The organism is Burkholderia sp. BCC1985, from assembly GCF_905339915.1.
GTDB lineage: Bacteria > Pseudomonadota > Gammaproteobacteria > Burkholderiales > Burkholderiaceae > Burkholderia.
This window is the reverse complement of sequence record NZ_CAJPGY010000016.1, coordinates 78,138-97,419: the sequence shown is the minus strand read 5'-3', so window position 1 is coordinate 97,419 and position 19,282 is coordinate 78,138. Positions and strand designations below refer to the sequence as shown.

Below are 19,282 nucleotides of genomic sequence, written 5' to 3'. Positions count from 1 at the left end.
TGAGTCGAAAAGCGGGGAGTGGCGACGCGTCGGCGCCGAGCGGCCGTGCTTCCGACAAGCGGCACGCATGCGCCGCCATTGAAGTCGTAGAAGCCGAACCGGCGGCAGGCGGCAACGCGCGCTGCCCGCCGGCCCGCCGGATGATGCGTTACGCGCTGCGCCGGATCGCCGACGTTTCGCGCGGCAGCGCTTCCGTGCGCGTGCCGCAGCCGAGCAGGATCCCGGCGAGCAGCACCAGCAGGTGACCTTCGGCGAAATCGAGCAGCAGCGAATTCGCGAGGCTGCCGATCGCGAAGATCGCGAGCCACGCGAGCAGCACATGCCGCGAGCGCGGGTCGAGCGCGCGGCTGCCGCGCGCGATCTGCACGATCAGGTTCAGGAACAGCAATACGCCGAGCGTGCCGAGCTGCACGGCCATCAGCAGGTATTCGTTATGCGGATTCGACGTGAGCTGGCCTTCGGCAGCCGTCTTGCCGGCCGTGAGCTTCTCGAACTCGAACTCGAGGCCGCCGGCGCCGTAGCCGATCACCGGGCGCTGGCGATACAGTTCGAGCCCCTTCTTGTACCACTCGAGACGCAGCCCGGTCGACGTGACCGCATCGGTCTGCCGATACTGCTGCACTTCCGACACGACCTTCACGAGCCGGCCGTCGTGCACCGTGCACGCGGCGACGACGAGCGCGACGCCGGCCAGCACCAGCGCCCCGGCGGCGAGCCCCGCGCGCAGCGCCGACTGGCGGCGCAGCAGCAGCACGAAGCGCACCGCGACGACGAGGATCAGCAGCAGCGCGATGACCTGCCCGGTGCGTCCCTGCAGCATCACGAACACGTTGATCAGCGACCATGCGGCCACGGCGGCATACGCGGCACGCGACAGCGCGGTGCGGGCCGACAGCGCGAGGTCGGCCGCCTGGTAGAACAGCAGCGCGCCGAACATGCCGGCCGCGATGTGGTTCTTGAACACCCAGGCGCGCGACAGCGGCAGTTCGCTCGAATGCGCGGGCCCGATCGCGGTCAGCCCGAGATAGTTGGTGGTCGACAGCAGCAGGATCACGCACAGCGTGCCGAACCAGGCGCGCCGCACGATCGGCGCCCAGTTCGAATGGCGGAAGGCCAGCACGGCAAACGGCAGCAGCAACAGCTTGTCGTACTTGGCGACCCAGTTCCACGCCTTCGGGTGCGGCGCGACCGTATAGGTGACGCTCGCGGCCAGTGCCGCGAGGATCAGCAGCGCCGCGAGCGACGCCGGTTCGGTGACGAACGTGCGCAGGTCGCGCCAGAATTCGGGGGAGATGACGAGCGCGGCCGCGAACAGCCCGCAGAACACGTTGGTCAGCGCGGTCGAGACCGGCACCATGCAGAGAGCGACGACGGCGAAGGCGCGGGCGGCGGTCAGGCGCCGCGAGGCGGGAGCGGAAAACGAAAGCATCGGAACCTGTCGAATGGACGAATGCGGCATGCGGGCACCGTGCTGCGCGCCGCGCGTCCCGGCGGCACCGCGCGGGACGAAGCGCGCAGTATACGCGAAGCCGCGGGCGTTTCCGTGCCGTTTCCGGGGTCGGGTCAGCTGAACGCGCGCTTGATCCGCGAGCGCAGCAGCGCACGCTTCAGGCGCCCTTCGACGGCCGGCGTGTCGAGCGCGACACGCGGGCCGGCCGGCTCGCCGCGATGCAGGTAATAGCGGTCGAACGTGGCCTGCGTCATGCCCCATTTGTTGAGGAACTGGCGGCGGCCGTCGTTCTTGACGATCTTGCCGGTGCTCTTCTGCTGGAAGTGATAGACGAGGCTGTCGCCCACGCCGAGGAAGATCCGGCAGCCGGCGTCCCAGAATTTCATCGAGAAGTCGTTGTCGCTGCTCATCCCCGGCGACAGCTCGCTGCTGTAGCCGCCGATGCGGTTCCACCAGTCGCGGTGCACGAGCGTCGGCGGCCAGGTCGAGCCGAGCCAGTCCGCGCGCGCGAGCCGCGGCGTGGCCGCGACGAGGCCGGCCGCGTCGAACTGTTCGGCGTCGCGGCCGAAGTTGCTGACGACGACGCACGGGTTGCGCGTGTCGACCGGCTCGACCATCGTGCCGGACAGCATGAACAGGTCGGTCGGCATCTGCTCGATGCGCCGCACGAGCGCCGCGTCCCAGCCCGGGCAGCAGTACATGTCGTCGTTCATGTAGACGACGTAGTCGCGCGTCGCGCGGGCGGCGGCCAGGTTCACTGCATGGCAGATGCCGATGTTGGCCGGCGACGCGGTGTGCTCGATGCCTTCGCTGCGCACCCAGTCGAGCGTGCCGTCCGCGCCGTCGTTCACGTGCACGATGATCTGGTGGTCGTACGCCGAATGACGGCGCAGGCTGTCGACGACGAGCTTGAGGTACGGCAGGTTGTTCCAGGTCGGGATGATGATGGAGAACATGGCGGTCGGATTCGGTGGTCGTCGTATCGGCGGCGCGCAGCGCTGCGCCGTGCTCGGACGCGCATGGCGCGCGGGCAGCCCGGCATTGTAACGCCGGGCCGGCCGCATGCCGGCGGCGTCAGGGTGGCGGCAGGGAGGGGCGCGCTCAGCGGGCCGCTTCGTGGCCGAGCTTCAGGAACCGGTAGTAGACGGTTTCCGCGTTGAACACGGCGATCATGAAGCCCGCGCGGCCGTCGAGAAACCCGCGCCGCAGCACGTAGGTCCGCACGAACGCCCACGCGCCGCGCGCGAGCGCCTTGCCGAAGCCGCCGCGCTGGCCGGCCGCGCGGCGCTGGCGCGCGCCGGCCGTCGAATACGCATCGAGCTTGCGCACGACGGTTTCGAAATCCTCGTACGAATAGTGCATCAGCTTGCCCGGCAGCCGCTGCGCGGGCGTGTCGAAGACGAGCCGTTCGTGCACCAGGTCGTCGGAGAAGCGGGCGGTGCCGCGCCGGAACAGGCGCGGCACCCAGTCCGGATACCAGCCGCTATGGCGGATCCACTGGCCGCAGAAGCTCGACAGCCGGTCGAGCGCGTAGACCTGCGCGGCCGGTGTGCGGATGGCCGCGCGGATCGACTGCGCGAGTTCCGGGCTGACGACCTCGTCGGTGTCGAGCGACAGGATCCAGTCGGTGTCGAGCGCGTCGAGCGCGCGGTTCTTCTGCGGGCCGAAGCCCGGCCAGTCGCGCTCGACGATCACGCGGGCGCCGTGCGCGCGGGCGATCTCGACGGTATCGTCGGTGCTGCCGCCGTCGATCACGACGACGTCGTCGGCGAAGGTCAGCGCGTCGAGGCACTGCGCGAGCCGCGCGGCCGCGTTGAGGGCGATGAGGGCGACGCCGAGGGTGGGTTCTGCCATGAAATCGTCGAAAAGGCGGAGAAAACGGTGAGCGGCAGTATACCCGCGCGCAGGCAGCCGGCCGCTTCGGCGACGGCCATGCCGGTGGGGGCGGTCCAGCTATAATGTTGGGCCTTTTTCGGCACCCGCCGGACGGGGCGAATCCCGGGCAGTCACGCCCCGGGCGCCGCGTCGCGGCTCAAGAAGGATTGCCTTGGAAACCCAGAACACTCTTCGCAAACCGATGGACGGCACCGGTACCTCGCCGCTCACGGTCCTCAAGCGCCTGTGGCCGTACATCCGGCCGCTCATCGGCATCGTGCTGCTCGCCGTGATGACGATGGGCGTCGTCGCGGCCACGGAAGCCGGGATCCCGGCGCTGCTCAAGCCGCTGCTCGACCACGGCTTCGGCTCGCACGGCAGCGACAGCGCGAAATGGTACGTGCCGATCGCGGTGATCGGCCTCGCGCTCGTGCGCGGCGTGTCGCAGTACACGTCGAATTACCTGCTCAACTACGTATCGAACCGCATCCTGCTGCAGCTGCGGCTCGAGATGTTCCAGCGGATGCTCCACACCGGCGCGTCGTTCTTCCAGCGCGAGACCGCGAGCACGGTGATCAACGCGATCGTGTTCGAGGTCAACCAGATCCTGTCGGTGCTGACCGGCGTGATGGTCACGCTCGTGCGCGACTCGCTGACCGTGGTGTTCCTGCTCGGCTACCTGTTCTACCTGAACTGGCGGCTCACGCTGATCGTCGCGGTGATCCTGCCGGGCATCGGCTGGCTCGTCAGCAAGATCAACCGCCGCCTGCGCCGCCTGAACCGCGAGCACCAGACGCTGACCAACGAGCTGTCGTACATCGTCGAGGAGACGGTCGGCGGCTACAAGGTCGTCAAGGTGCACAACGGCGAAGCGTACGAGATGGACCGCTTCACGACGATGAGCAAGCGCCTGCGCGGCTACGCGATGCGCATGACGATCTCGGGCGGGCTCGCGCAGCCGCTGACGCAGTTCCTCGCGTCGATCGCGCTCGCGGTCGTGATCACGATCGCGGTCGTGCAGTCGACCAACGACCAGACGACGGTCGGCGGTTTCGTCGCGTTCGTCACGTCGATGCTGCTGGTGATTTCGCCGCTCAAGCACCTGATCGACGTCAACCAGCCGCTGCAGCGCGGGATGACGGCCGCCGAGCTGATCTTCGGGCTGATCGACGAGCCCGCCGAGCCGCAGGGCGGCGGCCGGGCGCTCGCGCACGCGCGCGGCGAGATCGAATTCCGCGACGTGTCGTTCGACTACGGCGCCTCCGAGCGGCCGACGCTCGACCGCATTTCATTCAAGGTCGCGCCGGGCGAGATGATCGCGCTCGCGGGGCCGTCCGGTAGCGGCAAGACGACCCTCGTGAACCTGCTGCCGCGCTTCTTCGATCCGACGGGCGGCGCGATCCTGGTCGACGGCGTGCCGGTGGCCGACTACGACATCCATGCGTTGCGCGGCCAGATGGCGATGGTCAGCCAGGACGTCGTGCTGTTCAACGACACGATCGCCGCGAACGTCGCGTACGGGCAGACGCCCGACCGGGCACGCGTGCAGGCGGCGCTCGAGGCCGCGAACCTCGCCGACGCGGTCGCCGCGATGCCCGACGGGCTCGACACGCTGGTCGGCGGCAACGGGATGCGACTGTCGGGCGGTCAGCGGCAGCGGCTCGCGATCGCGCGCGCGATCTACAAGGACGCGCCGATCCTGATCCTCGACGAGGCGACTTCCGCGCTCGATTCGGAATCCGAGCGTCACGTGCAGGCCGCGCTCGAGCGGTTGATGGAAGGGCGCACGACGCTCGTGATCGCGCACCGGCTGTCGACGATCGAGCGCGCGGACCGGATCCTCGTGCTCGAAGCCGGCACGATCGTCGAAGAGGGCAGCCACGAAGAACTCCTGCGCCACGGCGGGCTGTACGCGCACCTGCACCGGATCCAGTACCAGCAGCAGGCGGCGTGACATGAAGTCGGGTCGCACCCGTGTGCTAGTCTTGTTCGGGCAAGTCCAGTTGTTTCCGGTTCGACGTGACAACACGGAGGGAAGGACGATGAGGAAGATGCACGGGATGATGCTGGCCGCGCTGGTTGCGGCGGGTTTCGCCGCGCCGGTCGCGATGGCGCAGGGGCACGGCAACGACGACAACCACGGTGACCACGGCAATCACGGCATGCACCGCGGCCACGGCCCGAAGCACATGCCGCCCGGCCAGGCGATGCATCGCGACGACGACGTACCGCCGCGCTGGGCCGACCAGCCGCGCCGCGACTGGCACAAGGGCGACCGGCTCCCGGACGAATTCCGCGATCGCCAGTACGTGGTCGACGACTGGCGCGGCTATCGGCTGAGCCCGCCGCCGCGCGGCTATCACTGGGTCGGCGTCGGCGGCGACTATCTGCTCGTGCAGATCGGCTCGGGCATCGTGCTGCGGGTCGGTCCGTAACACCGGCCACACCTGCCGCCGCTCATCGCTTCATCCGGATGCCGGGGCGTGCGTCCCGGCATCCGCGTCACTTGTCCTGGTCCGACTTCGCCGCCCGGCGGAACCAGCGTCGCTCGATCCGCGACATTGCCCAGCACACCGCCAGCGCGCAGACGGTGCCGAGCGCGACTTCCCCGAGCCGCATCAGCGGAATGTCCCACAGCGGGCCGTTGCCCGGAAACAGCAGCACGATCGTCGCGGTGACGCCGCCGAGCCGCGCCGCGCTGCCGACGTTCAGGCACCAGCAGCCGACGATCGTGATCGCGACCGCGATCGCATAGGCGACGAGGCGATCGCCGCCGAGCGCGGCTCCCGCGAAGCCGACCACGCCGCCGATCATCGCGCCGATGAACTGGTCGCGCGACAGCGACATCGTGTCCGAATAGTTGTGCTGCGTGACGGCGATCGCGGTGATCGCCGCCCACACGGCCTGCTCGGTGTGCAACGCGCGGCCGATCGCGTATGCGAGGCACGCGCCGCACACGGCCTGCAGCGCCATCAGCGCGCCTTGCGTGAGGCGTTCGCCGAACGTCAGCCCCTTGAACAGATCGAAGATCGACTGCTGGATCTGCTGGCGGGCTTCGTTGAGGGTCCTGATCGTATCCATCGTGTCGGCCAAGAAGCGGGGCGGCGCGTGTGTCAGTGCGCCTGTTCGGACGATGCGGCGGCCGGCGCGCCCTCGGGTGCGTCGCCGTTCTCGACGCGCGTTTCGGGCATCGCGAGCCAGACGAGCAGGACCGCGAGCGCGCCGGCGGCGGCGAGCCCGAAGAAGCTGATCGCGTTGCCGAAGTGATCGGCGACATAGCCGGCCACGGCCGTGCTGAGCGTCGCGCCGATCCCGGCCGCGAGCCCGAACAGCCCGATGCACAGGTTGTAGCGGCCCTTGCCGCCCGCGACGTCGGCCGCGATCAGCGGCAGCATCACGCCGAACACGGCCGCGCTGATGCCGTCGAGCATCTGCACCGGCACGAGCAGGTACGGGCTGCTCACGCCGGCGAACAGCAGCGCGCGCACCGGCAGCGCGGAGAAGCCGAGCAGCAGGATCGGCCGGCGTCCCCAGCGTTGCGAGGAACGGCCGACCCACGGCGACAGCATCGCGACGATCGCCTGCGGCACGATGATGCACGCGGCGATCACGAGCTGCACGTTCTCGCCCATCCCGGCCGTCACTTCGCCGGCCGCGAGGTTGAGCATCGCCGCATTCGACAGGTGGAACAGCACGACGCACGCCGCGAAGATCAGCATCCGGCGATCGCGCAGCAGTTCGAGCAGCGTCTCGCGGTGCTCGCCTTCGTCGTGATCGTCGGGTTTCGACGAATGCGGGATCACTTCGTGCGTCGGCTGGATCATCGCGAGCGCGAACAGCGCGGGCAACGCCAGCACGGCGGTCAGCCAGAACACCGCGCGCGCGGAGAAATACTCGCCGGTGAGCCCCATCAGGCCCGCCGCGACCGCGCTGCCGATCGACGCCCAGCGTGCGTTGCGGCCGAGCCGGTCGCCGAGATCGGCACGGCCGACCAGCGAGAACGAGATCGCGGCCATCGCCGGCACGAGCATGCAGCTCGCGAAGCCGTGGAACACTTCGGCCGCGATCACCGGCACGATCGTCGGGCTCGACGCGAGCAGCACCGCGGACAGGATGATGGCCGCGATCGCCCACGCGGCCGCGCCTTTCTTGTTCTTCAGCGCATCGACGGCCGCGCCGCCCGGCACCTGGCTGACCATCGCGCTGATCGTGCCGATCGACAGCACCATGCCGATCTCGCCCTGCGTCCACTTGTGCGACGCGAGGTAGGACGCGATGAACGGACCGAACCCGGTTTGAACGTTTGCAACGAAAAAGTTGAGCCAGTCGAGGGACCGCAGACTGCGCACGCTGACGGAATGCTTGATCGTCATCGGGTGGCACTCGCAGACGAAGCCGGCACCGGTGCCGGGGCAACGGGCGGGAAGACCGCGACGATCGGCTTGTCGGCCGCGTAGGGCGGCGACGCCTTGATCTGCGCATCGTTCAGGTCGAGCTGCGGATGCAGCGCCTTGTCGCGCGTGACGAAGCGCAGCGCGCCCCAGCTCGCAGCGATCGAGCGGCGGTCGGTATTGACGAGCCCGCCGAGGTCGAGCACGACCGCCTGCGGCTGCGCGGCGCGGTCGATCAGCACGTCGACGATCCGGCCGATCTTCGTGCCGTTCGGGCGCTCGACATCGCTGTCGAGCATCGGCAGTCGCGTCGCGGGCGACGCCGCGGCCGAACCCGACAGCGGCACGGCCTTGGGCCGCGCGGCCGGGGGCAGGTCGCCCGACGGCACGTCGAGCACGATCGGCTCCTGTTTGCCGCCCGGCGTGAAGCGGAACACGTTCCACGGGAAGATGACCTTGCGGTCGCCGACGCCCATGAAGCCCTGCAGGTTGACGATCATCTCGCGCGGCTTGCCGCTCGCGTCGGCCACCATGTCGACCGCGCGGCCGATCACCTTGCCGTTGCGGCGCGCGACCTCGCTGTCGAGCAGCGCATGGATCTGGGTGCGGTCGAGCGGGCGCGTCGCGACGATCGGGGCGGGCGGTGGTGGCGGAGGCGTCGGTGTTTCGGGGCGCTGCACGGGTTTCGGCCGCGTCACTTCGCGGTGCGGTTTCTTCGGTGCTTCCGGCGCTTCCGGTTGCGTCGGCGCCGGCACGGGCGGCATCGTCAGCGGTTCGCCGGCGGTTTCCTCGACGGGCTCGACGAGCGCCTCGCTGATCGGCGCGGGCGGATTCTGCGTCGGCAGCAGCCCGCAGCCGGACAGCAGCGCGGCGGCGAGAACGAGGAAGACCGTCGAGGACGGGAACGACATGCGGGATGCGGGAAACGGAAATCCGCCGCTCATTGACACTCACTCCATGGGTCGGGGGCCGGGCCCGGAGGCGCGCGGCTGGCGATGGATGGCGGGTGCGGGCGGCGCACCACGCGAGGTGAGAGTTTAACGTGTCTTCCTTTCAGGACCGATTTCGATGGCTTGCTGGAGGCGGACTGTCGGGGAAAGGTAGGGATCGGCGGCCGTCGCGTCGCAGTCCGGCGACGGGGAAGGCCGGCGGATGAGGGACGGCTCACACGGGTGCCGCCCCGGCCCGCCGCCGTCATGGCGGGCAGGCGCGGGCGCTGCATGAAGCAGGGAGAAAACGGAGCGTCAGGCGTCCGGATACCACGCGTCGGTGAATTCGCTGACCCGGACGTCGGTCAGCTCCGGACGTGCGGCCAGCCACGCCCGCACGTTCTCGCGGTCGGCGTCGGTGGTCGTGCCGCGCGGCGCGCCGGAGATCACGTAGGCGCCGATCCCTTCGTCAGCGGAGGCGACGGTCAGCAGCCCGTTCGCTTCGACGAAATCGATGAACGCATCGATCAGCTGGCCACGCTCGAGGTCGGACAGCTCGTTGCGGTATTGCGCGGCCGCGTTGAACGCGAGTTCCTGGAACTCGGCGATGTGGAGTTTCTTGCGCTGGCGGCGGTTGTGGCGTTGGCTCATGGTGTGTGGTGAGTGAATGTGAGGTGGGAAAGGATAGCGCGGCGGCCGCTGCGGGCACTGTCCCGACGTGCCGCGCGGTCCGGCCGGTCGCGAAAGGGGCGAGCGTTGCGTCGTCGCGATCTCGTGCTGTCGCGCGGCCGATCAGAAAACCATCGTTGAACAATCGATCGACTTGGCTTTCGCGGTGCGGCTCGGCCGGCGGCTGATTGCACGCGTGACCGAATGATACAGGGATGGCGAGCGTCTTCGGCTTTGCCAGCGCCGGCGGCTTCGAGTCGAGCGATACGAACCAGCGAATCGGCGAAATGCAAAAAGCCCGCTTGCTGTCGCAAAGCGGGCTTCGATGTTTGGTTGCGGGGATAGGATTTGAACCTATGACCTTCGGGTTATGAGCCCGACGAGCTGCCAGACTGCTCCACCCCGCGGCGCGAATTATAGTGACACTGCTGCGGTGCGTCAAATGCTCAGTGACCAAAGTTGAAATCAAGCGGCCGTGCTTCGCTCGCCAGGGGGCGCTTACGTTGCCCGAGCCCTCGAAGCTCGGCGTGCCAACTGATATTTTTGCTCGATGCCCGCGGCAAGGGTCGGGGGCGATCTCCCGATTCGGAGATCGCCGCGCATGACCTTACATCAGCACGATATCGTACTGTTCCTGGCTCAGGTTCGACTCGACCTGCAGCGACACCGGCTTGCCGATGAAGTCGATCAGCATCGCGAGATGCTGCGACTCCTCGTCGAGGAACAGGTCGATCACCTGTTGCGCGGCGATCACGCGGAATTCGCGCGGATTGAACTGGCGCGACTCGCGCAGGATCTCGCGCAGGATGTCGTAGCACACCGTGCGCGACGTCTTCACCTGGCCCTTGCCCTGGCAGGTCGGGCACGGCTCGCACAGCACGTGCGCGAGCGATTCGCGCGTGCGCTTGCGCGTCATCTCGACGAGCCCGAGCTGCGAGAAGCCGTTGACCGTCACGCGCGTGCGGTCGCGCGACAGCGCCTTCTTCAACTCGGACAGCACCGCGTCGCGATGCTCGGCGTTCTCCATGTCGATGAAGTCGATGATGATGATCCCGCCGAGGTTGCGCAGCCGCAGCTGCCGCGCGATCGTATGCGCGGCCTCGAGGTTGGTCTTGAAGATCGTGTCGTCGAAGTTGCGCGCGCCGACGTAGCCGCCGGTGTTCACGTCGATCGTCGTCATCGCCTCGGTCTGGTCGATCATCAGGTAGCCGCCCGACTTCAGGTCGACGCGGCGCGACAGCGCGCGCTGGATCTCCGTCTCGATGTTGTACAGGTCGAACAGCGGCCGCTCGCCGGTGTAGTGATGCAGCTTCGGGCTCACCGCCGGCGTGAATTCGTTCGCGAATTCCGCGAGGCGCTGGTACGTCTCGCGCGAATCGACCTGGATGCGCGTCGTGTCGTCGTTCGCGAAATCGCGCAGCACGCGCTGCGCGAGATCGAGATCCTGGTACAGCAGGCTCGTCGCCGGCAGCCGCTGCGCCTGGGCCACGATGGTCGTCCAGGTCTTGCGCAGGTAGGCGACGTCGCCGGCCAGTTCGTCGGAGGTCGCGTCCTCGGCGATCGTGCGCACGATGTAGCCGCCTTTCTCGTCCGGCGGGATCACGGCGGTCAGCCGCGCACGCACGGCCTCGCGCTCGGCCTCGCTCTCGATCTTCTGCGAGATGCCGATGTGCGGCTCCTGCGGCAGGTAGACGAGCGTGCGGCCCGCGATGCTGACCTGCGTCGACAGTCGGGCGCCCTTCGTGCCGATCGGATCCTTGATTACCTGGACCATCAGCGTCTGGCCTTCGAACACGGTCTTCTCGATCGGCTGGTGCGGCGCGCCCGACTGCGGCTCGCCCGCGAGGCGCGGATGCCAGATGTCGGCGACGTGCAGGAACGCCGCGCGCTCGAGACCGATGTCGATGAACGCCGACTGCATGCCGGGCAGCACGCGCACGACCTTGCCGAGGTAGATGTTGCCGACCCGCCCGCGCGACAGCGTGCGCTCGACGTGAAGCTCCTGCACCGCGCCTTGCTGGACGAGTGCGACCCGCGTTTCCTGCGGCGTGAGGTTGATCAGGATTTCTTCGTTCATGGTGCGATTCAGAAGGCGACGCGCGCGGTGCGCAGCAACGCGGCAGTCTCAAAAAGGGGCAGACCCATGATACCCGAATGGGAACCGTCGATTCGCTCGATGAATTCGGCCGCGCGTCCCTGGATCGCGTAGGCGCCCGCCTTGCCGAACGGTTCGCGGGTCTCGACGTAGCGCTCGAACGCGTCGCGCGGCGCGGCCGAAAAGCGCACCGACGAGCGCGACAGCGCGGGCGGCAGCAGTTCGCCGTCGGCGCCGACCACCGCGACGGCGGTCAGCACCTCGTGTTCGCGGCCTGCGAGGCGGGTCAGCATCGCGAGCGCGTCGTCGGAATCGGCCGGCTTGCCGAGGATCGCGCCGTCGATGGTCACCGTGGTGTCCGCAACCAGCACCGGCGCGGCCGGCTTGCCGCTCGCGACGAGACGCGCCCGCGCGGCCTCCGCCTTCGCGACGGTCACGCGCTGCACGTACGCATCGGCGGCTTCGCCGGGCAGCTCGGCTTCGAGCGCCTCCGCGTCCTCATCGGGGCGCGGCAGCAGCAATTCGAAGCGCACGCCGATCTGCTGCAGCAGCTCCTGGCGGCGCGGGCTTTGCGAAGCGAGGTAAAGGGTCGGGAAAAGGGCAGGGGGCGTGCTGGACGGCATGGTGTCGTTATCTCGTTGAGCGCGCGCGGCGCGCGTCCCGAGGACGGCACGTCATGCGCGATGGTAGGGGTGATTCTGCGTGATGCTCCACGCGCGGTAAAGCTGTTCGGCGAGCAACACGCGCACCATCCCGTGCGGCAGCGTCATGCTCGAGATGCGCAGCAGCAGGTCGGCGCGCGCCTTGAGTTCCGGATCGAGCCCGTCGGCACCGCCGATCACGAACGCGACGTCACGGCCGTCCTGCTGCCAGCCGGGCAGCGCCTGCGCGAGCTGCATGGTGGTCCAGTCGCGGCCGCGCTCGTCGAGCGCGACGATGCGTGCGCCCTTCGGCAGCGCGGCCTCGATCTTCTGCCGCTCGGCCGCCATCACGCTTTCCGCGCTGCGGCCGCCCGAACGCAGTTCGGGCTTGATCTCGCGCAGCTCGATGCGCAGCTCGGGCGGCATCCGCTTCGTGTATTCGTCGAAGCCGGACGCGATCCAGCCGGGCATCTTGTGGCCGACCGCGAGGATGAAAAGCTTCATCGGGACGACTCGCTGCGACTCAGCGGCGGCGGGCAGCCGTCTTGCGCGCCGGGCGTGCGGGCGCTTCTTCCTCGTCGTCCTCGTCTTCGCTGGCGGTAGCGAGACCGTTCGGACCCTTGCCGCCGCCGAGCTTCATCCGCACGGGCTTGTCGCCCCAGATTTCCTCGAGGTTGTAGTACTGGCGCAGCGCCGGCTGCAGGATGTGCACGATCGCGTCGCCGCAGTCGACCAGCACCCATTCGCCGGTGTCTTCGCCCTCGGAGCTGACGATGTCGCCGCCGGCTTCCTTGACCTTGTCGCGCACGCTCGACGCGAGCGCCTTGGTCTGGCGGTTCGACGTGCCCGACGCGACGATCACGCGGTCGAACAGTTCGGTCAGGTGGCTGGTGTTGAACACCTTGATGTCTTGCGCCTTGATGTCTTCGAGAGCGTCGACGATCACGCGCTGCAGTTTGCGGATATCCATGGAATCAGGAATGGTAGAGACGATGTTGAAGAATATAGGCCCAGACGGCGGCCGGCACATGCTCGGCCGACGCATCGGGCATTTGCGCGTGACGCGCGATGCATTCGCGCAGGTGTGCGCGGATGTCGGTTGCGGCGATATCGAACGCCAGCGTCGTGTCGATCAGCAGGTGGCCGGCCGGCGTCGCCTTCAGCACGTCGGCACCGGCCTGCCGCCGCGCGATTTCTTGCGCGACGTCCGGCGGCGCCGCGCCGAGGTCGAAGCCCGGGCGCGTCGACGCGCACACGTGCGCGTAGTCGAACAGCTTGCGCCAGTCGCGCCACGTGTCGAGCCGCACCAGCTGGTCGGCGCCGATCAGCAGCGCCAGCGACGCATCGGGGCCGATCCGCTCGCGCCAGCGTGCGAGCGTCTCGACCGTATAGGTCGGCCCCGCGTGCTCGATCTCGTCGGTCGCGACGGTGACCGTCACGCCGGGCAGCGACAGCGAGCCGGCAGCGGCGCGCGTCATCGCGAGCCGATGCTCGGCGGCCGACACGTCGCGCTTCTGGTACGGCTGCCCGGCGGGCAGCAGTGCGAGCTCGGTCAGGCCGAGCACGTCGGCGAACCGGCGCGCGAGCGCGAGGTGGCCGTCGTGGATCGGATCGAACGTGCCGCCCAGCAGGCCGACACGACGTGACAGCGGCTGCGGGGCGGGGCGGGTGGTGGTGTCCAGAAAAACGTGTCCTGTTCTTGAGGCGGCGGGGCGCGGCGGGCTCAGACCCAGTCGCGCGGCACGAGGAACTCGCTCAGGCGCGCTTCCGGCGAGCCCGGCTCGGGCTGCCAGTCGTAACGCCAGTGCGCGACCGGCGGCATCGACATCAGGATCGACTCGGTCCGGCCGCCGCTTTGCAGCCCGAACAGCGTGCCGCGGTCGAACACGAGGTTGAATTCGACGTAGCGGCCACGCCGGTAAGCCTGGAAGTCGCGTTCGCGCTCGCCGTACGGCAGCGCGACACGGCGTTCGACGATCGGCAGGTACGCGTTCAGGAACGCGTCGCCGACGCTTTGCATCATCTCAAACGAGCGTTCGAATCCGGGCTCGGAGAAATCGTCGAAGAAGATCCCGCCGATGCCGCGCGTCTCGTTGCGGTGCTTCAGGAAGAAATACTCGTCGCACCACGTCTTGAAGCGCGGGTAGAGCTCGGCACCGAACGGATCGAGCGCGTCCTTGCAGGTCTGGTGGAAATGCCGCGCGTCGTCCTCGAACGGATAAACCGGTGTCAGATCCATGCCGCCGCCGAACCAGAAGATCGGCGCGTCACCGGGCTTCGTCGCGATCAGCATCCGCACGTTCATGTGCACGGTCGGGCAGTACGGGTTGCGCGGATGCAGCACGAGCGACACGCCGAGCGCCTCGAAGCCGCGGCCGGCCAACTGCGGGCGCGCGGCGCTCGCCGACGGCGGCAGCGCATCGCCCGCGACGTCGGAAAAACCGATCCCTGCGCGCTCGAACACGCGGCCGCCTTCGAGAATCCGCGTGCAGCCGCCGCCGCGCAGGCGCTCCTCGGGCCCGCGCTGCCACGCGTCGGTCGCGAGCGGCGTGCCGTCGAGCGCGCCGAGCGCATCGGCGATGCGTGTCTGCAGGCCCTGGAGATACGTGCGCACGCGCGCCACGTCGTAGGTCGAATCGGTCATGTCTGGACTGGCTGCCCCCGCGCGAAGCGGGGGCCGTAAAAAAGGCATCTGCCGGGCATTCTATCGAACCCCGGCAGAGGAGGCCGCCGTTTGCGACGGCAAAGCGGCGGTCAGGGTGTTACGTGCTCTTGCGATTCAGCGCGCGGAAGCCGATGTCGCGGCGGTACTGCATGCCTTCGAAATTGATCTGGTTGATCGTGTCGTACGCATGCTGCTGCGCTTCGCGCACCGAATCGGCGAGGCCGACCACGCACAGCACACGGCCGCCGGACGTCGTCAGCTTGTCGCCGTCGAGCGTCGTGCCCGCATGGAACGTCACGGCCTGTTCGGTCTCGGCCGGGATCCCGTTGATGCGGTCGCCCTTGCGCGGCGCGTCCGGATAGCCGTGCGCGGCCAGCACGACGCCGAGCGCGGTGCGGCGGTCCCAGTCGAGCTCGACCGTGTCGAGCGTGCCCGCGATCGCCTGTTCGACGACCTTCGAGAAATCGCTCTTCAGGCGCGCCATGATCGGCTGCGTCTCGGGGTCGCCCATCCGGCAGTTGAATTCCAGCGTGCGCGGATTGCCTTCCTTGTCGATCATCAGGCCCGCATACAGGAAGCCCGTGAAGCGGATGCCGTCCTTCTCCATCCCGCGCACCGTCGGCATGATGATTTCGCGCATCACGCGTGCGTGCATCTGCGGCGTGACGATCGGCGCGGGCGAGTAGGCGCCCATGCCGCCCGTGTTCGGGCCGCGGTCCTCGTCGAGCAGGCGCTTGTGGTCCTGGCTCGAGGCCAGCGCCAGCGCGTGCTTGCCGTCGACCATCACGATGAAGCTCGCTTCCTCGCCATCGAGGAATTCCTCGATCACGACGCGCGCGCCGGCGTCGCCCAGCTTGTTGCCCGACAGCATCATGTCGACCGCGGCATGCGCTTCTTCCAGCGTCATCGCGACGACGACGCCCTTGCCGGCCGCGAGGCCGTCGGCCTTCACGACGATCGGCGCGCCTTTCGCGTCGAGGTACGCGTGCGCGGCGGCCGCGTCGGAGAAGGTTTCGTAGTCGGCGGTCGGGATGCCGTGGCGCTTCATGAACGCCTTCGCGAAATCCTTCGAGCTTTCGAGTTGTGCGGCTTCGCGGGTCGGGCCGAACACCTTCAGGCCGCGCGCGCGGAACAGGTTGACGATGCCGGCCGCGAGCGGCGCTTCCGGCCCGACGAGCGTGAACGCGACGCCTTCGCTTTCCGCGAAATCGGCCAGCGCGTCGAGCGACGTGATGTCGACGTTCTTCAGACGCTCGTCCTGCGCCGTGCCGCCATTGCCGGGCGCGACGTAGACCATCTGGACGCGCGGCGACTGCGCGAGCTTCCACGCCAGTGCATGTTCGCGACCGCCGGAACCGACGACGAGTAGTTTCATGGGATTCCCCGCAGACTAGAAAACAGGGCGGCCGGCACGCTCAGGCGCGCCGGCCGCGAAATCGGTCGGGCCGCCGTCGCAACGCTGCGCACGGCGGCCGGCATCTCATTCCTCGACGATGACGGCGTTCGTATACACCTCCTGCACGTCGTCGAGGTTCTCGAGCGCGTCCAGGAGCTTCTGCATCTTCGCCGCATCGTCGCCGGTAAATTCGACTTCGTTCTGCGGCTTCATCGTCACTTCGGCGAGTTCGGCCTTGAAGCCCGCGGCTTCGAGCGCGTCCTTCACTGCCGAGAACGCCTGCCAGTCGCACAGCACTTCGATCGAGCCGTCGTCGTTCGTGCTGACGTCGTCCGCGCCGGCTTCGAGCGCCGCTTCCATCAGCGCGTCTTCCGACGTGCCGGGCGCGAACAGGAACTGGCCGACGTGATCGAACATGAACGCGACCGAACCGTCGGTGCCCATGTTGCCGCCGAACTTCGAGAATGCGTGACGGACTTCCGCGACCGTGCGGGTGCGGTTGTCGGTCAGCGTGTCGACAATGATCGCCGCGCCGCTGATGCCGTAGCCTTCGTAACGGATTTCTTCGTAGTTCGCGCCGTCCGCGCCGCCGACGCCGCGGTCGATCGCGCGCTTGACGTTGTCCTTCGGCATGTTCGCGTCGGCCGCCTTGTCGACCGCGAGACGCAGGCGCGGGTTCGAACTCGCGTCGCCGCCGCCGAGGCGGGCCGCGACCTGGATTTCCTTGATCAGTCGGGTCCAGATCTTGCCGCGCTTCGCGTCGGCTGCTGCCTTCTTATGCTTGATGTTGGCCCATTTCGAATGACCAGCCATACCTTTCTCCGTGCCCGGGCGCGCTGCGCGGGCGATTGTGCCAATGTGTCGTTGAATCGGCGGCCGTCTGGGCGGGCATGAAGCCGCGGGGCCGCGCGTGTCGAGTGGAACGTGATTTTATCACGCGGCGACCGTCGCTTCGGGGCCGCCGCGCATGGCCGAACGGCCGGGCGGGCCGTTGCGGCGTGCCGGGCCGCGCGGCCCGGCGTCGTCGTCTGTCAGTTCTTGGTGCCGAACAGGCGGTCGCCCGCGTCGCCCAGGCCCGGCACGATGTACGCATGCTCGTTCAGGTGCGAGTCGAGCGACGCGACGAACAGCTTCACGTCCGGGTGCGCGTCCTGGAACACCTGCACGCCCTCGGGCGCGGCGACCAGCGCGACGAACATGATGTTCGCGGCCGGCACGTTGCGGCGCTTGAGCACGTCGACCGCGTGCACGGCCGAATAGCCGGTCGCGACCATCGGGTCGCACAGGATGAAGATGCGATCTTCGAGATCGGGCAGGCGCACCAGGTATTCGACCGGGCGGTGATCTTCGGCGCGGTACACGCCGATGTGGCCGACGCGCGCGGACGGCACCAGGTCGAGCAGGCCGTCCGACATCCCGATGCCGGCGCGCAGCACGGGCACGATCGCGAGCTTCTTGCCCGCGATCACCGGTGCGTCGACCGCCACCAGCGGGGTTTCGACCCGCTTGGTCGTGATCGGCAGGTTGCGGGTGATCTCGTAGCCCATCAGCAGCGTGATCTCGCGCAGCAGTTCGCGGAACGTGCGCGTCGACGTGTCCTTGTCGCGCATGTGGGTCAGCTTGTGCTGGATCAGCGGGTGATCGGTGATGAAGAGATTCGGGAAACGGCTGTCCTGTTTCATGACGGGGTGCCTTGGCGGCAAAAGGGGATCGGGGGCGGCGCTGGCGCCAGGCCGGCCGCCGCTTATGGCCGCAATTTTACCAAGGCGCGCCACGTGATCCGGATATTATCGACGTCTCACGACAATCCGCGCGCCGTGTTCGCCCGCTCGCCTGCGTTCGCGACCGTTCGCCCGCCCGGCGAACCGGCCTGCGACCCGTCGGCGGCCCGGCGCGGCCGGCGCGCGTCGCCATAAAGGAATCGACGATGGATCTCGGCATCGCAGGAAAGACCGCGCTCGTGTGCGCGGCGAGCAAGGGGCTCGGGCGCGGCTGCGCGGAAGCGCTGGCCGCCGAGGGCGTGAACCTCGTGATCGTCGCGCGCACGCGCGACACGCTGGAGGAAACCGCGGAGGAGATCCGCGCGGGGTCGAACGTGTCGATCACCGCCGTCGCCTGCGATATCACGACGCCCGACGGCCGCGCGGCCGCGCTCGCCGCGTGCCCGCAGCCGGACATTCTCGTGACGAATGCCGGCGGGCCGCCGCCCGGCGACTTCCGTGATTTCTCGCACGACGACTGGATCCGCGCGCTCGAGTCGAACATGCTGACGCCGATCGAACTGATCCGCGCGACCGTCGACGGGATGATCGGCCGCGGCTTCGGCCGGATCGTCAATATCACGAGCTCGGCCGTGAAGGCGCCGATCGACGTGCTCGCGCTGTCGAACGGCGCGCGCTCGGGGCTGACCGGCTTCGTCGCGGGGCTGTCGCGCAAGGTCGCGGGGCAGGGTGTGACGATCAACAACCTGCTGCCCGGGGTGTTCGACACCGACCGGATCGCGACGACGCTCGCCGCGTCGGCGAAGGCGCAGGGCGTGAGCGTCGACGAGATGCGCGCACGGCGTGCGAAGGAAATCCCGGCCGGGCGACTCGGCACGCGTGCCGAATTCGGCGCGGCGTGCGCGTTCCTCTGCAGCGTGCATGCCGGCTATATCACCGGGCAGAACTGGCTGCTCGACGGCGGCGCGTATCCGGGCACGTTCTGACGCGCGCACCGCCGTTCAAACATACGACAACAATCGACCCACGAAGGAAACGGAGATGAGCAAACCCCGCATCGCACTGATTGCGCACGACGCGAAGAAGGACGAGATCGTCGCGCTCGCGGGCCAGTACCGCGCGACGCTCGCGCAATGCCGGCTGGTCGCGACCGGCACGACGGGCGGCCGCATCGCCGCCGCGCACGGGCTCGAGGTCGAGCGCAAGCTGTCGGGGCCGCAAGGCGGCGACCTGCAGATCGGTGCGGAGCTGGCCGAAGGCCGCGTCGACATCGTCGTGTTCCTGCGCGACCCGATGACCGCGCAGCCGCACGACCCGGACATCACCGCGCTGGTGCGCGCATGCGACGTGCACGACGTGCCGGTCGCGACCAACGTCGCGACCGCGCGGATGCTGCTCGACGATCTGGCGCGCAACATGCAGGACGTTTGCTAGGCGTTCGGCACGCGTG

Annotated in this window: 20 protein-coding genes and 1 tRNA gene; 4 read left to right on the top strand and 17 right to left on the bottom strand. The window is 68.6% G+C overall.

Annotation, left to right across the window (positions count from 1 at the left end; genetic code table 11):
- Window positions 1-148: 148 nt before the first annotated feature.
- The 3 genes from U4Z31_RS18430 to U4Z31_RS18420 form a co-directional block, all read right to left on the bottom strand.
- The gene (locus tag U4Z31_RS18430) at window positions 149-1,429 is read right to left on the bottom strand and encodes an O-antigen ligase family protein (protein ID WP_321811006.1); all 1,281 of its coding nucleotides are present in this window, start codon (window positions 1,427-1,429) and stop codon (window positions 149-151) included.
- A 134-nt stretch (window positions 1,430-1,563) separates the two neighbouring features.
- Entirely contained in the window at window positions 1,564-2,406 is an 843-nt protein-coding gene (locus U4Z31_RS18425) for a glycosyltransferase family 2 protein (RefSeq protein ID WP_321811005.1), read from the bottom strand.
- 145 nt (window positions 2,407-2,551) lie between these two features.
- Window positions 2,552-3,304, bottom strand: a complete 753-nt coding sequence (locus U4Z31_RS18420; protein ID WP_124487204.1) for a glycosyltransferase family 2 protein — start codon at window positions 3,302-3,304, stop codon at window positions 2,552-2,554.
- 223 nt (window positions 3,305-3,527) lie between these two features.
- Here U4Z31_RS18420 and msbA point away from each other — a divergent pair, with 223 nt between their 5' ends.
- Both msbA and U4Z31_RS18410 read left to right on the top strand, forming a co-directional pair.
- Window positions 3,528-5,279, top strand: coding sequence for a lipid A export permease/ATP-binding protein MsbA (gene msbA, locus U4Z31_RS18415; protein ID WP_321811048.1), 1,752 nt, complete (start codon window positions 3,528-3,530; stop codon window positions 5,277-5,279).
- A gap of 88 nt (window positions 5,280-5,367) precedes the next feature.
- Window positions 5,368-5,760, top strand: coding sequence for an RcnB family protein (locus U4Z31_RS18410; protein WP_321802112.1), 393 nt, complete (start codon window positions 5,368-5,370; stop codon window positions 5,758-5,760).
- Between the two features lie 67 nt (window positions 5,761-5,827).
- Here U4Z31_RS18410 and U4Z31_RS18405 read toward each other — a convergent pair whose 3' ends face one another.
- The 14 genes from U4Z31_RS18405 to upp all read right to left on the bottom strand — a co-directional run bounded on the left by U4Z31_RS18405 (window position 5,828) and on the right by upp (window position 17,793).
- Complete coding sequence (locus U4Z31_RS18405) at window positions 5,828-6,406, bottom strand: FUSC family protein (RefSeq protein WP_044844713.1); 579 nt, start codon at window positions 6,404-6,406, stop codon at window positions 5,828-5,830.
- 32 nt (window positions 6,407-6,438) lie between these two features.
- Complete coding sequence (locus tag U4Z31_RS18400; protein ID WP_257772889.1) at window positions 6,439-7,698, bottom strand: MFS transporter; 1,260 nt, start codon at window positions 7,696-7,698, stop codon at window positions 6,439-6,441.
- On the bottom strand, window positions 7,695-8,660 hold the full coding sequence (locus tag U4Z31_RS18395) for a PRC-barrel domain-containing protein (RefSeq protein ID WP_321811004.1): 966 nt from the start codon (window positions 8,658-8,660) through the stop codon (window positions 7,695-7,697). The genes U4Z31_RS18400 and U4Z31_RS18395 overlap by 4 nt, the downstream gene beginning before the upstream one ends.
- A 300-nt stretch (window positions 8,661-8,960) precedes the next feature.
- On the bottom strand, window positions 8,961-9,296 hold the full coding sequence (locus U4Z31_RS18390; protein ID WP_044844709.1) for a YggL family protein: 336 nt from the start codon (window positions 9,294-9,296) through the stop codon (window positions 8,961-8,963).
- A gap of 348 nt (window positions 9,297-9,644) precedes the next feature.
- Window positions 9,645-9,721, bottom strand: a tRNA-Met gene (locus U4Z31_RS18385).
- A 200-nt stretch (window positions 9,722-9,921) separates the two neighbouring features.
- Window positions 9,922-11,391, bottom strand: a complete 1,470-nt coding sequence (rng, locus tag U4Z31_RS18380) for a ribonuclease G (protein WP_044844707.1) — start codon at window positions 11,389-11,391, stop codon at window positions 9,922-9,924.
- A gap of 8 nt (window positions 11,392-11,399) precedes the next feature.
- Window positions 11,400-12,032 carry a Maf family protein gene (locus U4Z31_RS18375; protein WP_321811003.1) on the bottom strand — a complete coding sequence of 211 codons (633 nt, stop codon included), beginning with the start codon at window positions 12,030-12,032 and terminating at the stop codon, window positions 11,400-11,402.
- Window positions 12,033-12,083: 51 nt separating this feature from the next.
- Complete coding sequence (rlmH, locus tag U4Z31_RS18370) at window positions 12,084-12,554, bottom strand: 23S rRNA (pseudouridine(1915)-N(3))-methyltransferase RlmH (protein WP_044844705.1); 471 nt, start codon at window positions 12,552-12,554, stop codon at window positions 12,084-12,086.
- A 19-nt stretch (window positions 12,555-12,573) separates the two neighbouring features.
- Window positions 12,574-13,020 (bottom strand): ribosome silencing factor, encoded by a 447-nt coding sequence (rsfS, locus tag U4Z31_RS18365; RefSeq protein WP_257772882.1) that lies wholly within the window; start codon window positions 13,018-13,020, stop codon window positions 12,574-12,576.
- A gap of 4 nt (window positions 13,021-13,024) precedes the next feature.
- Window positions 13,025-13,732: a nicotinate-nucleotide adenylyltransferase gene (locus tag U4Z31_RS18360; protein WP_321811047.1), complete on the bottom strand. Its 708-nt coding sequence runs from the start codon at window positions 13,730-13,732 to the stop codon at window positions 13,025-13,027.
- Between the two features lie 41 nt (window positions 13,733-13,773).
- On the bottom strand, window positions 13,774-14,694 hold the full coding sequence (gene hemF, locus U4Z31_RS18355; RefSeq protein WP_321811002.1) for an oxygen-dependent coproporphyrinogen oxidase: 921 nt from the start codon (window positions 14,692-14,694) through the stop codon (window positions 13,774-13,776).
- A 118-nt stretch (window positions 14,695-14,812) separates the two neighbouring features.
- On the bottom strand, window positions 14,813-16,090 hold the full coding sequence (gene purD / locus U4Z31_RS18350) for a phosphoribosylamine--glycine ligase (protein WP_124487212.1): 1,278 nt from the start codon (window positions 16,088-16,090) through the stop codon (window positions 14,813-14,815).
- A gap of 105 nt (window positions 16,091-16,195) precedes the next feature.
- Window positions 16,196-16,924 (bottom strand): YebC/PmpR family DNA-binding transcriptional regulator, encoded by a 729-nt coding sequence (locus U4Z31_RS18345; RefSeq protein ID WP_044844700.1) that lies wholly within the window; start codon window positions 16,922-16,924, stop codon window positions 16,196-16,198.
- Window positions 16,925-17,142: 218 nt separating this feature from the next.
- Complete coding sequence (gene upp, locus U4Z31_RS18340; RefSeq protein ID WP_006478229.1) at window positions 17,143-17,793, bottom strand: uracil phosphoribosyltransferase; 651 nt, start codon at window positions 17,791-17,793, stop codon at window positions 17,143-17,145.
- 245 nt (window positions 17,794-18,038) lie between these two features.
- Between upp and U4Z31_RS18335 the strand changes: the two genes are divergently transcribed.
- Both U4Z31_RS18335 and U4Z31_RS18330 read left to right on the top strand, forming a co-directional pair.
- A complete protein-coding gene (locus tag U4Z31_RS18335; RefSeq protein WP_321811001.1) occupies window positions 18,039-18,818 on the top strand; it encodes an SDR family oxidoreductase in 780 nt (259 codons plus the stop codon).
- 55 nt (window positions 18,819-18,873) lie between these two features.
- Window positions 18,874-19,266 (top strand): methylglyoxal synthase, encoded by a 393-nt coding sequence (locus U4Z31_RS18330; protein ID WP_044844698.1) that lies wholly within the window; start codon window positions 18,874-18,876, stop codon window positions 19,264-19,266.
- Window positions 19,267-19,282: the final 16 nt, after the last annotated feature.